Raw genomic sequence first — 13014 nt, forward strand, 5'->3', positions numbered from 1 at the left:
TCGCCCACGCGTGCGAGGGCGAGCCCGGCGAGGCCGAGGACGATCCGGCGCGGATCGCGTACGAGGAGGCGCTCGGGTACGTGGAGCGGGCGTCGGCGGCCTTCGACGAGGCCGGCCCCGGCCACCTCGGCCGGCGCACGGCCGCCGGCCTGATGGCCGGCTGGCTGCAGGCGGGCCTGGGCCGGGCGGACGCGGCGCTGAGGCGGGCCGCGGAGGTCCTCGCGGCGTACGAGGGGGTGCCGGCGGGCACGGACGGCGCGGCGGACGAGCGGCGGTCGGAGGCGGAGTCGCTGCGGAGGTACGTGGCTCCGGCGGCCGCGGGAGCGTAGCGCCGGGAGGTGGCCCGGTGCGGCGCCGCTGCTGAGCGCCGCCGCTACTCGACGCCGATCAGCAGCGGGGCGCACTGGTGGCCGCCGCGGTAGACCACCGTGTCCACCGCCAGGTAGCCCTCGCGGACGTGTTCCTCCAGGGTGTCCGCCAGTGCGTCGGGGATGTCCTCGCCCAGGACCAGGGTGACCAGTTCGCCGCCGGCCGCCAGCATCCGGTCCAGCACGCTGCGGGCGGTCTCCGGGACGTCCTGGCCGATGACGGCGACATCGCCGTCGATGAGGCCCAGGATGTCGCCGGCCTGGCAGATCCCGGCCATGGTCCAGGACTGCCGCTCGGCGACGGCCAGTTCGGCGTAGCGGGTGGCGCCGGCCGCCGCGGTCATGGCGACCACGTCCTCGTCGAAGCTGCGGTCCGCCTCGTGGACGGCCAGCGCCGCGATGCCCTGGACCGCGGCCCTGGTCGGGATGAGGGCGACCCGGATGCCCTCGGCGCGGGCCTGCTCGGCGGCGGCCGCCGCGGTGTGGCGCAGGTCCGCGTCGTTGGGCAGGAGCACCACCTCGCGGGCGTGGGCGCGACGGATCGCGTCGACCAGTTCGCCGCTGGCGGGCGGCTCCCCGGGGCGGGCGAGGACCGTCGTGGCCCCGGCCTCCGCGCACAGGCCGCCGAGCCCGTCGCCGGGGACGACCACGACGACGGCGCGCTGGGCGGGTTCGGGGCGGGCGTGCGTCCGGTCCGCGGCGAAGTGGGTGATCCGGATGCGGTACGGCCGTCCGGCCTCGACCCCGGCCTCGACCGCCGCACCGGCGTCGTCGACGTGGACGTGGACGTTCCAGAGCCCGTCGCCGCCCACCACGACCAGGGAGTCGCCGAGGGCGTCGAGCCGGGTGCGCAGCCGCTCCACGGCGTCGTTCCCGGCCTCCAGCAGGTAGATGACCTCGAAGGCGGGCCCGTCCTGCGGGTCATCGGGCGCGGGGCAGTCCCCGATCGCGGCGGCGAGCGGGGCGGGTGCGGCCGGTGCCTGGTACATCCGCTCGGGGGTCCGGCCCGAGACCGCCTCGACCAGCGCCCCCAGGACCGCGACCAGTCCCCGGCCGCCGGCGTCCACGACCCCGGCCCGGCCGAGCACGGCGAGCTGTCCGGGGGTCGCTTCCAGGGCGGTGCGCGCCCCTTCGTACGCGGCTCGCGCCACCGCGCCCGTTCCGGCACCGGCTGCCGTGCGCCCCGCGGCTTCGGCGGCGGCGGTGGCCACGGTCAGGACCGTGCCCTCGACGGGGTGTGCGACGGCCTCGCGCGCCGAGGCCGCGGCCCGGGTCAGGGCGAGCCGCAGCCGGTCCGCGCCGGTCCGCTCGCCGGGTTCGCCGGCCAGCACCCCGGCCATGCCGCGCAGCAACTGCGCCAGGATCGTGCCGGAGTTGCCCCGGGCGCCGATCAGCGCCCCGTGCGCCATGGCCCGTACCGCGTCGGCGGTGGAGGGGGCCGAGGTGCCGGTCTCGTGGGCGGCGAACACCGCCTCGACGGCCGCCGCCGCGGATTCCGCGGTCAGGTAGAGGTTGGTGCCGGTGTCCCCGTCGGCGACGGGATAGACGTTGATCGCGTCGATCGCCTCGCGCTCCCGGCCGAGTGCGTCCAGCGCCAGTGAGCACCAGGTACGCACCGCGACGGCGTCCAGGTCGTCGGCGGTCTGCGGCACCTGATGGTCCTCCTCGGAACGGGGCCTGGGGCGGCGGGCTGCACCGCAGGGTAGCCCCGGCCGGTGGCCCCCGGCGGGGTCAGGGGCGGGGCGGGCAGCTGTGGATCCCATGGTAGTTTCGTATCTCCGACGCAGCCGTTGTATGCTGCTTCGGTTGCCCGACGAGAGTCGGGACATTCCCCCGGTACCGCCACTTCAGTCAATGAATCCGGCGTGCCGGAATTCACTGTAAGTGCATCTGAAGTTTTGGAGTGACCCGTGGCTGCCAACTGCGACGTTTGCGGCAAGGGGCCGAGCTTCGGCAACAGCATTTCGCACTCGCACCGCCGTACGTCCCGTCGCTGGAATCCCAACATCCAGCGCGTGCGTGCCGTGGTCGGGCGGACGCCGAAGCGGCTCAACGTCTGCACCTCGTGCATCAAGGCCGGCAAGGTCGCGCGCTGACGTTCCCGTCGTAGCGCAGCCCTACCGGTTGCCCAAAAAGCCGGTCCACCTCGGTGGACCGGCTTTTTGCTGTGCCCGTACGGGCGGGGGCGGTCAGCCGGCGTTCCGCAGCTGCCAGCCGTGGTCGACCGGGCCGATGCCCGCGCCCAGCTCGAAGCCCGCCGCGATGGCCCCGGTCACGTAGGACTTCGCTCCGCGTACCGCTGTGGGCACGTCCTGGCCCCGGGCCAGTCCGCAGGCGATCGCGGAGGCGAGGGTGCAGCCCGTGCCGTGCGTGTGGCGGTTGTCGTGGCGGGGGGCGCGCAGCCAGTGCTCCTCGGAGCCGTCCGTCAGCAGGTCCACCGGATCGCCCGGCAGATGCCCGCCCTTGATCACCACCCAGCGGGGCCCGAAGCCGAGCATCTCGGCGGCGGCCCTTCGCATCCCGGCCTCGTCGGTGACCCGCACGCCCGTGATCTGCGCCACCTCGTCGAGGTTCGGGGTCGCCACGGTCGCGACGGGCAGCAGCTTCGTGCGGACCGAGTCGAGCGCCTCGGCGGCGAGCAGCGGGTCGCCGTGCTTGGAGACGCCGACCGGGTCCACGACGGCCGGGGCGTCCGTCGCGGCGATCAGTGCGGCGACGGTCTCGACGAGGCCGGCGCTGGACAGCATCCCGGTCTTGACCGCGTTCACGCCGATGTCGTCCACGACGCTGCGGTACTGGGCGCGCACGGCCTCGGCCGGCAGCTCCCAGGCGCCCTGTACGCCGAGCGAGTTCTGTGCCGTGACGGCGGTCAGCACGCTCATGCCGTGCACACCGAGCGCCAGCATCGTCTTCAGGTCGGCCTGGATGCCCGCACCGCCGCCGGAATCGGATCCGGCGACGGTGAGCACGCGGGGCGGTACGGCGGAAGGTATCGGCATACGCCGCAATCTACTGGGCGTCCTCGATGTCGCCGAAGTGGTCCCACCCGTTCTTGGCCGTCCAGGGCGCTCCGTCGACCGTCACCTGGGGCAGCGCAGACGGGTTGAGGACCTCGCCGATCACCTTCCAGCGGGCCGGCAGCTTCACGTCGGGCGGGAACGTGGCGACGATCGCGTGGTCCTCTCCCCCGGTGAGGACCCACTGGAGGGGGTCGACGCCGACGGCCTGCCCGATGTCGGACATCTGGGACGGGATGTCGATGCGTCCTGAGCGCAGGTCGATGCGGACCTTGCTCGCCTCCGCGATGTGCCCGAGGTCGGCCACCAGTCCGTCGCTGACGTCGGTCATCGCGGTGGCGCCGAGCCCGGCGGCCGCGGGGCCCGCGTGGTACGGCGGTTCGGGCCGCCGGTGGGCCTCGACGAAGGCGCGGGGCGAGCGGAAGCCGCGGGAGAGCACGGCGTACCCGGCGGCGGACCAGCCGAGCCAGCCGGTGACGGCGACGACGTCGCCGGGCTGGGCGCCCGCCCTGGTGACGGGTTCGTGGTTGCGCAGATCACCGAGGGCGGTGATCGCGACGGTGATGGTGTCGCCGCGCACCACGTCGCCGCCGACCACGGCCGCCCCCGCGACCTGGCACTCGTCGCGGATGCCGTCCATGAGTTCCCCGGCCCAGGTCACCGGGAGTTCGGCCGGGACGACGAGGCCGAGGAGCAGTGCGGTGGGCACGGCTCCCATCGCCGCGATGTCGGCGAGGTTCTGTGCGGCGGCCTTGCGGCCGACGTCGTACGCCGTCGACCAGTCACGCCGGAAGTGCCTTCCCTCCAGCAGGATGTCGGTACTGGCCACGACCCTGCGGTCGGGAGCGGTCACGACCGCGGCGTCGTCGCCGGGGCCCAGCCGTACCGCCGGAGTGGTGGTGAGCCGGGAAGTCAGCTCTCTGATGAGCCCGAACTCCCCCAACTCGCCCACGGTTCCCTTCACCGAGTGTCACCCCTCATCTGTCGCGCCGGACGGACGTCCGGCCTGTTTCGGCGGCCTGCGGGTGCCCGGACGACGGACCGGCCCCGGGGGCGGTCCGTCCTGGTGGTCACGGGCACGCGGGTCCCCCGTCCGCACCGCTGGACTTGCGGTCGCGGGCCGTCACTGCTGTCGGTACTGTTCTGAGATACGTCAACTTGTGTGTTCTGTACGCCACGCTGTGGGCGTCATCCGGCCCGCAGGTCTCCCCGCGGCCCGCGGCAACGCGATACCGTGGCGTCCCTTTCCCCCACATGATCCTCGTGGCCGCCCTGGAGGTTCCGTGGTACAGGCGTACATCCTTATTCAGACCGAGGTGGGCAAGGCGTCGACAGTCGCCCAGACCATCGCCAAGATCCCGGGAGTGATCCAGGCAGAGGACGTCACCGGACCCTACGATGTGATCGTGCGCGCCCAGGCCGACACGGTCGATGAGCTCGGACGCATGGTGGTCGCCAAGGTCCAGCAGGTGGACGGCATCACCAGAACCCTGACCTGCCCGGTCGTGCACCTGTAACCCCCGTCTAGGCTGGGCCGGTGACGTCTTCCCGCCGCCGGCTTTCCCGTCCCGTGTTCCTCGGTCCGTCCGCTGCCCTGGTGCTCATGGCCGCGGCGGGCTGCTCCTCCGGCGATGCCACGGCATCGGTCACGGTCCCCACCCCGTCGCCGGAAGCCGCAGCCTACTGCCGTGCGTTGCACAAGCAGCTGCCGATCGCCGTCGCCGGTCAGGAGCGCGACGACCCCGGGTCCGGCTCGGACCTGACCGCCGGGTGGGGGGACGGGGAGATCGTACTGCGCTGCGGTGTCCCGCGCCCGGCGAAGATGGACGACGCCCAGTCGAAGGCGATCGACGCGAACGGCGTCAACTGGATGCTGGAACAGCAGGACGACGGCCGGCCCCGGTTCACGACCACCTTCCGCAAGGCGTACGTCGAGGTGACGATGTCGGTGGCGTACGCGCATGACGCGAGTCCGCTGGCGGCCTTCGCCCCGGCGGTCCGGAAGACCGTCCCCAACAGCCTTTAGGGCGTGTGCTCCGGTGCGGAGCACACGCCCCCGGCCGTTGTCCGGGGCGGCGCGTCCGGGTCAGCGCAGTCCGGTCGGCCGGTTCAGCGCCGCCTGGATGAGCCGGTCCACCAGCTGCGGGTAATCGACCCCGCTCTCCTGCCACATGCGCGGGTACATGGAGATCGGGGTGAAGCCCGGCAGGGTGTTGATCTCGTTGATGACGAAGCCGCCGTCCTCGGTGAGGAAGAAGTCGGCGCGCACCAGGCCCTCGCAGGACGCCGCGTCGAAGGCCTCGACGGCGAGCCGCTGGACCTCGGCGGTCTGGTCCTCGGTGAGCGGGGCCGGCACCAGGCCGGACGCCGCGTCGATGTACTTGGCCTCGAAGTCGTAGAAGTCGTGCGAGGTGACCGGCGGGATCTCGGCCGGCACGCTGGCCCTCGGCCCGTCCTCGAACTCCAGCACGCCGCACTCGATCTCGCGGCCCCGCAGCAGTGACTCGACGAGGAACTTGGGGTCGTGGCGGCGGGCTTCCTCGATCGCCTCGTCGAGGCCGGAGGCGTCCTCGACCTTGGTGATGCCGATCGAGGAGCCGGCCCGCGCGGGCTTCACGAAGAGCGGCCAGCCGTGGTCACCGGCGAACTCCACGATGCGCTTGCGGGCGGCCTGCGGGTCCTGGTCCCACTCACGGGGGCGTACGACGACGTACGGGCCGACGGGCAGCCCGAAGGAGGTGAAGACGCGCTTCATGTACTCCTTGTCCTGGCCGACCGCCGAGGCGAGGACGCCGGCGCCGACGTACGGCACCCCGGAGAGCTCCAGGAGGCCCTGGAGCGTGCCGTCCTCACCGTAGGGGCCGTGCAGAACGGGGAAGACGACGTCGACCTCGCCGAGCGCCTTGGGGACGGCGCCGGGCTCGCTGTAGACCACTTCGCGGCTGCCGGGATCGACGGAGAGCACCACGCCGCCCTCGTCGGACTCGGCCAGCTGGGCCACGTCCGGCATCTTCCGGTCGGTGATGGCCATGCGTTCGGGTTCGTCGGCGGTGAGCGCCCAGCGGCCGTCCGTCGTGATGCCGATCGGCAGGACGTCGTACTTCGTCCGGTCGATGGCGTTCAGGACGGCACCGGCCGTGACCACCGAAATGCCGTGTTCGGAGCTGCGGCCGCCGAACACGACGGCCACACGCGGCTTGCGGAGCTGCTGCTCCGTGCTCTGGGGGAGGTTCTCGCTGCTCATATCGCGATGAGCGTACCTGCTGGTACGGGTCGCGTCAGCGCCGCCGGTGCCGCCCGCCGGGTGAACCCGGCCCCTCAGCGGGCCGCGGGCCTCAGCGCTGCCGCTCGGCCTTGGCGCTGCGCGACATCAGCTCCTTGACCGCGACCACCGGCGACTTGCCCTCGTGGACGATGGCGACGACCGTCTCGGTCAGCGGCATCTCCACACCGTGGCGGCGGCCCAGATCGAGCACCGACTCGCAGGACTTGACGCCCTCCGCGGTCTGCTTGGTGACGGCGATGGTCTCCTGGAGCGTCATGCCCCGGCCGAGGTTGGTGCCGAAGGTGTGGTTGCGCGAGAGAGGCGAGGAGCAGGTCGCCACCAGGTCGCCGAGACCGGCCAGTCCGGAGAAGGTCAGCGGGTCGGCGCCCATCGCGTGTCCGAGCCGGGTGGTCTCGGCCAGGCCGCGGGTGATGAGCGAGCCCTTGGCGTTGTCCCCGAGCCCCATGCCGTCCGCGATGCCGACGGCAAGGCCGATGACGTTCTTGATGGCGCCGCCGAGCTCGCAGCCGACCACATCGGTGTTGGTGTACGGGCGGAAGTAGGGGGTGTGGCAGGCGGCCTGGAGGCGGCGCGCCACCGATTCGTCCTGGCAGGCGACGACGGCCGCCGCGGGGCGGCGTTCCGCGATCTCCTTGGCGAGGTTGGGCCCGGTGACGACGGCGATGCGGTCGGCGCCGACCCCGGTGACGTCCTCGATGACCTCGCTCATCAGCTTGGCGGTGCCGAGTTCGACGCCCTTCATCATGGAGACCAGCACCGTCTTGGACTCCAGGTGCGGGACCCAGGAGGCAAGGTTCTCGCGCAGCGTCTGGGAAGGCACGACGAGCACCGCGAAGTCGGCCCCGCGCAGCGCCTCGGCGGCGTCCGTGGTGGCCCGGACCGATGCGGGGAGTTCGATGCCCGGCAGGTAGTCGGGGTTGGTACGGGTCGTGTTGATGGTCTCGGCGACCTCGGCGCGGCGTCCCCAGAGGGTGACCTCGCAGCCCGCGTCGGCCAGGACCATACCGAAGGCCGTACCCCATGAGCCGGTTCCGAAGACGGCTGCTTTTACGGGGTGCGTCACTTGGGTCCCTCTCGTTCGGACTTGCGCCGCTGCTGCGCGCGGGCCTTACGGTGGTCGTAGAGCTGTGTGGGGGCCTGCTGTCCGCGTACGTCCGCCAGCTGCTCGGTGATCGCGAGCATGATGACCTCGGTGGCCTCGCGCAGGACGTCGGGCGTCGGCTGCCTGTCGTAGAACCGGGAGAGGTCGACCGGCGGACCGGCCTGGACCTGGAGGGTCTTGCGGGGGAAGAGCCGCAGCTTGTTCTCCGTGGCGTAGGGCGGCATCGCCAGGTTGGCGCCCCACTGGGCGACGGGGATGACCGGGGCCCTGGTCATCAACGCGACGCGGGCGGCGCCGGTCTTGCCGCCCATCGGCCACATCTCGGGGTCGCGGGTGAGGGTGCCCTCCGGGTAGAAGGCGACGCACTCACCGCGCTCGATGGCGGCGACGGCGGCCCGGAAGGCGTCCAGGGCGTTGGTGGTCTCGCGGTACACGGGGATCTGGCCGGTGCCTCGCAGCATCATCCCGACGAAGGGGGTCTTGAAGAGGCCCGCCTTCGCGAGGAGCCGCGGCACCCGGCCGGTGTTGTACTGGAAGTGCCCGTACGAGAGCGGGTCCAGATACGAGTTGTGATTGACCGCAGTTATAAAGCCGCCATCGGCCGGAATATGTTCCATCCCTCGCCAGTCGCGCTTGAACAGAACCACCAGCGGCGGTTTTGCGATGACCGCTGCCAAGCGGTACCAGAAGCCGATTCTGCGGCGGGACACCCGGACACCCTTCTCTACGGACCTGACTGTGAAGCTCTACTGACTGACTACCGACGGTCAAGTCTCGCCCCAGGCCCCTGCTCTGTCGAGAACACCGTACGCCTCACCTTCGGGACCGACCCTCCAGGTTGTCGCACCGGCAGGCGAGAATAGGCGCTGATGCGCATCGAGGGGGAGACCGCCACGAACACCGACCCGACCGGCCGCTGGTCCCTGGTCGTCCCGTTGAAGCCCCTGGCGCGGGCCAAGAGCAGGCTGGTGTCCGCGTCCGGCCCCCTGTTGCGGCCCCGGCTGGCCCTGGCCTTCGCCCAGGACACCGTGTACGCCGCGCTGGCCTGCCGGGCCGTCGGGGATGTGGTGGTAGTCACGGACGACGCGACGGCCGGTGCCGCGCTGGCGGCCCTCGGCGCCCGGGTCGTGGCCGACTCCCCCGCCGCCGGGCTCAACGCGGCCCTCGCGCACGGTGAGCGCGCGGTGCGCATGGCCCGGCCCGGAGCGGCCGTCGCCGTGCTCAACGCGGATCTGCCGGCACTGCGCCATACGGAATTGGCCCGGGTGCTCGATTCCTCAGCCGCTTTTCCCCGGGCATTTGTGACCGATGCGGCGGGAATCGGAACCACATTTCTGTCCGCTGGGCCAGGAGTGGAATTGCGCCCCGCTTTCGGCGGTCCGTCCCGGGCCCGGCACCTCGCGTCGGGCGCCGCGGAAATAGCGCTCTCCGGTATCGATTCGGTCCGCCAGGACGTGGACACCGGCGACGATCTGCGGGCGGCGCTCACCCTGGGGGTCGGCCCCTACACGGCGGGGCGCTGGGCCGCCGGGGTCCCCGCGATGGACCGATAGGCTGCCGCTCATGCAGGCGACCTCGTACACGTACGACCCCGAGACCCGGACCGGCAGTGTGCTGCTCGACGACGGCACCCCGGTGGATTTCGACGCCCAGGCCTTCGACGCCGGCGGTCTGCGGCTGCTGCGGCCGGGCCAGCGGGTGCGGATCGAGGGCCGGGGCGAGGGCACCGGGCTGCGGATCACGCTGGTGACGCTGCAGACCTTCTGAGCCCTTCGGCGGCGCCGGGCGGCTGAACGGCCCCGGGCGCCCGCGCCCGAAAAGCCCGCAGGGCCGCCGGGCCCCGTGGGACCGTGCCCCGAACAGCCCGCGGGCCGGGCTCCCCGAGGGGAGCCCGGCCCGGCGCGTGTGATGAGCCCTGTGCTGCTGGGTCTCACTTCTTCCGTGCGGTGGCCTTCTTGGCCGTGGTCTTGCGCGCGGTGGTCTTCTTCGCGGGCGCCTTCTTCGCCGTGGTCTTCTTGGCGGGCGCGGTCTTGCTGGCGACGGCCTTCTTGGCGGTCGTCGTCTTCTTCGCCGCCGCGGGGGTCGCCTTCTTCGCGGCCGCCGTGGTCTTCTTCGCCGCCGCGGACGTCTTCTTCGCGGTCGCCTTCTTGGCGGTGGCCGTGGTCTTCTTCGCCGCTGCCACGGTCTTCTTGGCGGTGGCCTTCTTCGCCACGGCCTTCTTCGCGGTGGCCTTCTTGGCGGCCGCCTTGGCCGTCGTACGGGTGGAAGAACCGCCCGAGAGGCTGCCCTTGGGCGCCTTCTTCACGGCCACATCGTTCTTGGGGAGCTTCTTCGAGCCGCTCACCAGGTCCTTGAAGCCCTGTCCCGCACGGAAACGGGGCACGGATGTCTTCTTGACCCGTACGCGCTCACCCGTCTGCGGGTTGCGGGCGTAACGGGCCGGGCGGTCGACCTTCTCGAACGAGCCGAAGCCGGTGACCGAAACGCGGTCACCTGCGACAACCGCACGAACGATCGCGTCGAGCACCGCATCGACGGCGTCCGCGGCCTGCTGTCGGCCGCCGACCTTGTCGGCAATCGCTTCTACGAGCTGCGCCTTGTTCACGTCTTCCCCTTCGGAGACATAGCCAGAACGAGAGTGTTCAAGCCTTTTTCGCACGTTAGGCAGATATATACCGCAAATCAAACACGAAACGGGCTAATCACCCTAGTGCCGCAACGAAGTCGACCGCTGCGCAGTTCCGCAGAGTCAGTCACCTTCGGGGAATCGGCCCTCATCGAGGTCCTTCATCAACCGGTCCAGACGCCTTGCCGCATCCGGTAGATCGTGCTTCGCCGCGGCCGTGACGACCAGCAGCTTCCGGGACAGCGCCATCCGTACGCCCTCCGGGACTTGCAGTGCACGCACTCGTGAGTGCGCTTCCTTCAATTGGTCGGCGACTTGGCCGTAAAGCTTGAGTTGGCTGTCGCGTTCCATGCACCGATTGTGCCATCTGGGGCGAGTTGTCGCCCGACGGGGTCTCAACAAGCGACTGCGCCCCCTACCAGAAGGCAGGGGGCGCAGTACTGGAAACGGGCTGCTCAGGCTTGAATTGTACGTGGCTTGTGGGCCGGCCTGGTCGTCTCGTAGGCCGCGATGTCCGGTTCGTTCTGCAGGGTGAGGCTGATGTCGTCCAGCCCGTTCAGCAGCCGCCAGCGGGCGTTCTCGTCGAGCTCGAAGTCGGCGGTGACACCCTTCGCGAGGACCTGCCGGGACTCCAGGTCGACCGTGATCTCGGCCTCCGGGTCGGCCTCCGTCAGCTCCCACAGGGCGTCGACGACCTGCTGGTCCAGGACCACGGTCAACAGCCCGTTCTTCAGCGAGTTACCGCGGAAGATGTCGGCGAACCGGGAGGAGATGACGGTCTTGAAGCCGAAGTTCTGCAGGGCCCAGACGGCGTGCTCGCGGGACGAGCCGGTACCGAAGTCGGGGCCGGCCACCAGCACCGAGGCGCCCTTGCGCTCCGGGCGGTTGAGGACGAAGTCCTCGTCCTTGCGCCAGGCCTCGAAGAGGCCGTCCTCGAAGCCGTCCCGGGTGACCTTCTTCAGCCAGTGGGCGGGGATGATCTGGTCGGTGTCGACGTTGCTGCGGCGCAGCGGGACGGCCCGGCCGGTGTGTGCGGTGAAAGCTTCCATGATTCTCAGACTCCGGCGGGCGTACGGACGTCGGACAGGTCGGCCGGCGAGGCCAGATGGCCCAGCACGGCGGTGGCGGCGGCGACCTGCGGGGAGACCAGGTGGGTGCGGCCGCCCTTGCCCTGCCGGCCCTCGAAGTTGCGGTTCGAGGTGGAGGCGGAGCGCTCGCCGGGGGCCAGCTGGTCGGGGTTCATACCGAGGCACATCGAGCAACCCGCGTGCCGCCATTCGGCGCCGGCGGCCTTGAAGACCTTGTCCAGGCCCTCCTCGATGGCCTGCAGGGCGACCCGCACGGAGCCCGGGACGACCAGCATCCGTACCCCGTCGGCGACCTGACGGCCGTCCATGATCGCGGCCGCGTTGCGCAGGTCCTCGATCCGGCCGTTGGTGCACGAACCTACGAACACGGTGTCCACGTTGATCTCGCGCAGCGGCTGCCCGGCGGTCAAGCCCATGTACTCCAGGGCCTTTTCCGCGGCGTTGCGCTCCGAGGCGTCCTCGTACGAAGCGGGATCGGGGACGCTGGCCGACAGCGGTGCGCCCTGGCCGGGGTTGGTGCCCCAGGTGACGAACGGCGCCAGTTCGGCGGCCTCGATGACCACCTCGGCGTCGAAGACCGCGTCGTCGTCGGTGCGCAGCGTCTCCCAGTACGCCACGGCGGCGTCCCAGTCCTCGCCCTGCGGGGCGTGGTCGCGGCCCTGCAGATAGTCGAAGGTGGTCCGGTCGGGGGCGATCATGCCCGCCCGCGCTCCGGCCTCGATCGACATGTTGCAGATGGTCATCCGGGCTTCCATCGAGAGCTTCTCGATGGCGGACCCCCGGTATTCGAGGATGTAGCCCTGGCCGCCGCCGGTGCCGATCCGCGCGATGATCGCGAGGATCAGGTCCTTGGCGGTGACGCTGTCGGGCAGTTCGCCCTCGACGGTGATCGCCATCGTCTTCGGACGGGCCAGCGGCAGCGTCTGGGTGGCCAGCACGTGCTCGACCTGGCTCGTGCCGATGCCGAACGCCAGCGCGCCGAACGCCCCGTGCGTGGAGGTGTGGGAGTCGCCGCAGACGACCGTGGTGCCGGGCTGGGTCAGCCCCAGCTGCGGGCCGACCACGTGCACGACGCCCTGCTCGACGTCGCCCAGCGGGTGCAGCCGGACGCCGAAGTCCGCGCAGTTCTTGCGCAGGGTCTCCAGCTGCGCGCGGGAGACCGGGTCCGCGATCGGCTTGTCGATGTCGAGGGTCGGGGTGTTGTGGTCCTCGGTGGCGATGGTGAGGTCGAGGCGCCGCACCGGGCGTCCGGCCTGCCGCAGACCGTCGAAGGCCTGCGGGCTGGTCACCTCGTGCAGCAGGTGCAGATCGATGAAGAGGAGGTCGGGCTCGCCTTCGGCGCGCCAGTGGGGGCTCCCCTGGTCGAGCGAAGTCGAGACCTTGGGGATGACGTGGTCGTCCCAAACCTTCTCCGCGAGTGTCCTACCCATCGCTTTCCCTCCGACCGGCGTCGTCGCCGGCCCAACTAGAGATTCGGTGCGCCCCCGTCCGGACCCCCGTGCGGGGCGGTGGCTACGGGCCGTTGTG

15 protein-coding genes are annotated in these 13014 nt (G+C 71.4%); 5 read left to right on the top strand and 10 right to left on the bottom strand.

What is annotated here, in order from left to right; genetic code table 11:
* Positions 1-373: 373 nt before the first annotated feature.
* Positions 374-2020: a DAK2 domain-containing protein gene (locus ACGFU6_RS29705; protein WP_393615351.1), complete on the bottom strand. Its 1647-nt coding sequence runs from the start codon at positions 2018-2020 to the stop codon at positions 374-376.
* Between the two features lie 258 nt (positions 2021-2278).
* Between ACGFU6_RS29705 and rpmB the strand changes: the two genes are divergently transcribed.
* A complete protein-coding gene (gene rpmB, locus ACGFU6_RS29710; protein ID WP_003965989.1) occupies positions 2279-2464 on the top strand; it encodes a 50S ribosomal protein L28 in 186 nt (61 codons plus the stop codon).
* Positions 2465-2557: 93 nt separating this feature from the next.
* Here the strand turns inward: rpmB and thiD are convergent, their stop codons facing one another.
* Both thiD and ACGFU6_RS29720 read right to left on the bottom strand, forming a co-directional pair.
* Positions 2558-3367: a bifunctional hydroxymethylpyrimidine kinase/phosphomethylpyrimidine kinase gene (thiD, locus tag ACGFU6_RS29715; RefSeq protein ID WP_393615352.1), complete on the bottom strand. Its 810-nt coding sequence runs from the start codon at positions 3365-3367 to the stop codon at positions 2558-2560.
* A gap of 10 nt (positions 3368-3377) precedes the next feature.
* Positions 3378-4349, bottom strand: coding sequence for a thiamine-phosphate kinase (locus tag ACGFU6_RS29720; protein WP_393615353.1), 972 nt, complete (start codon positions 4347-4349; stop codon positions 3378-3380).
* 319 nt (positions 4350-4668) lie between these two features.
* Here ACGFU6_RS29720 and ACGFU6_RS29725 point away from each other — a divergent pair, with 319 nt between their 5' ends.
* Positions 4669-4902: an Lrp/AsnC family transcriptional regulator gene (locus ACGFU6_RS29725; protein WP_123523309.1), complete on the top strand. Its 234-nt coding sequence runs from the start codon at positions 4669-4671 to the stop codon at positions 4900-4902.
* Between the two features lie 20 nt (positions 4903-4922).
* Entirely contained in the window at positions 4923-5411 is a 489-nt protein-coding gene (locus ACGFU6_RS29730; RefSeq protein ID WP_393615355.1) for a DUF3515 domain-containing protein, read from the top strand.
* 60 nt (positions 5412-5471) lie between these two features.
* On the opposite strand, the gene ACGFU6_RS29735 is transcribed toward ACGFU6_RS29730, so the two are convergent.
* The 3 genes from ACGFU6_RS29735 to ACGFU6_RS29745 form a co-directional block, all read right to left on the bottom strand.
* Positions 5472-6629 (bottom strand): D-alanine--D-alanine ligase family protein, encoded by a 1158-nt coding sequence (locus ACGFU6_RS29735; protein WP_393615357.1) that lies wholly within the window; start codon positions 6627-6629, stop codon positions 5472-5474.
* A gap of 91 nt (positions 6630-6720) precedes the next feature.
* Positions 6721-7734 carry an NAD(P)H-dependent glycerol-3-phosphate dehydrogenase gene (locus ACGFU6_RS29740; RefSeq protein WP_393615358.1) on the bottom strand — a complete coding sequence of 338 codons (1014 nt, stop codon included), beginning with the start codon at positions 7732-7734 and terminating at the stop codon, positions 6721-6723.
* Positions 7731-8483, bottom strand: a complete 753-nt coding sequence (locus ACGFU6_RS29745) for a lysophospholipid acyltransferase family protein (RefSeq protein ID WP_393615360.1) — start codon at positions 8481-8483, stop codon at positions 7731-7733. Before ACGFU6_RS29745 ends, ACGFU6_RS29740 begins: the two co-directional genes overlap by 4 nt.
* Before the next feature lie 159 nt (positions 8484-8642).
* Here ACGFU6_RS29745 and cofC point away from each other — a divergent pair, with 159 nt between their 5' ends.
* Entirely contained in the window at positions 8643-9326 is a 684-nt protein-coding gene (gene cofC, locus ACGFU6_RS29750; RefSeq protein WP_393615362.1) for a 2-phospho-L-lactate guanylyltransferase, read from the top strand.
* Positions 9327-9336: 10 nt separating this feature from the next.
* Entirely contained in the window at positions 9337-9540 is a 204-nt protein-coding gene (locus ACGFU6_RS29755) for a hypothetical protein (RefSeq protein WP_393615364.1), read from the top strand.
* 163 nt (positions 9541-9703) lie between these two features.
* Here the strand turns inward: ACGFU6_RS29755 and ACGFU6_RS29760 are convergent, their stop codons facing one another.
* The 4 genes from ACGFU6_RS29760 to leuC all read right to left on the bottom strand — a co-directional run bounded on the left by ACGFU6_RS29760 (position 9704) and on the right by leuC (position 12917).
* Entirely contained in the window at positions 9704-10378 is a 675-nt protein-coding gene (locus ACGFU6_RS29760; protein WP_371775916.1) for an HU family DNA-binding protein, read from the bottom strand.
* A gap of 144 nt (positions 10379-10522) precedes the next feature.
* Entirely contained in the window at positions 10523-10750 is a 228-nt protein-coding gene (locus ACGFU6_RS29765) for a hypothetical protein (RefSeq protein WP_123461880.1), read from the bottom strand.
* 104 nt (positions 10751-10854) lie between these two features.
* Positions 10855-11448, bottom strand: a complete 594-nt coding sequence (gene leuD / locus ACGFU6_RS29770; protein ID WP_393615366.1) for a 3-isopropylmalate dehydratase small subunit — start codon at positions 11446-11448, stop codon at positions 10855-10857.
* A gap of 5 nt (positions 11449-11453) precedes the next feature.
* On the bottom strand, positions 11454-12917 hold the full coding sequence (gene leuC, locus ACGFU6_RS29775; RefSeq protein WP_393615368.1) for a 3-isopropylmalate dehydratase large subunit: 1464 nt from the start codon (positions 12915-12917) through the stop codon (positions 11454-11456).
* Positions 12918-13014 lie beyond the last annotated feature (97 nt).

It is taken from the genome of Streptomyces sp. NPDC048462 (assembly GCF_043200175.1).
In the GTDB taxonomy this organism is placed as follows: domain Bacteria; phylum Actinomycetota; class Actinomycetes; order Streptomycetales; family Streptomycetaceae; genus Streptomyces.

Bases quoted from the DNA above. Each gene is read 5' to 3' on its own strand.
- thiD (WP_393615352.1), bottom strand. From the start codon at position 3,367: ATGCCGATACCTTCCGCCGTACCGCCCCGCGTGCTCACCGTCGCCGGA.
- ACGFU6_RS29735 (WP_393615357.1), bottom strand. From the start codon at position 6,629: ATGAGCAGCGAGAACCTCCCCCAGAGCACGGAGCAGCAGCTCCGCAAG.
- cofC (WP_393615362.1), top strand. From the start codon at position 8,643: ATGCGCATCGAGGGGGAGACCGCCACGAACACCGACCCGACCGGCCGC.
- ACGFU6_RS29755 (WP_393615364.1), top strand. From the start codon at position 9,337: ATGCAGGCGACCTCGTACACGTACGACCCCGAGACCCGGACCGGCAGT.
- ACGFU6_RS29765 (WP_123461880.1), bottom strand. From the start codon at position 10,750: ATGGAACGCGACAGCCAACTCAAGCTTTACGGCCAAGTCGCCGACCAA.
- leuD (WP_393615366.1), bottom strand. From the start codon at position 11,448: ATGGAAGCTTTCACCGCACACACCGGCCGGGCCGTCCCGCTGCGCCGC.
- leuC (WP_393615368.1), bottom strand. From the start codon at position 12,917: ATGGGTAGGACACTCGCGGAGAAGGTTTGGGACGACCACGTCATCCCC.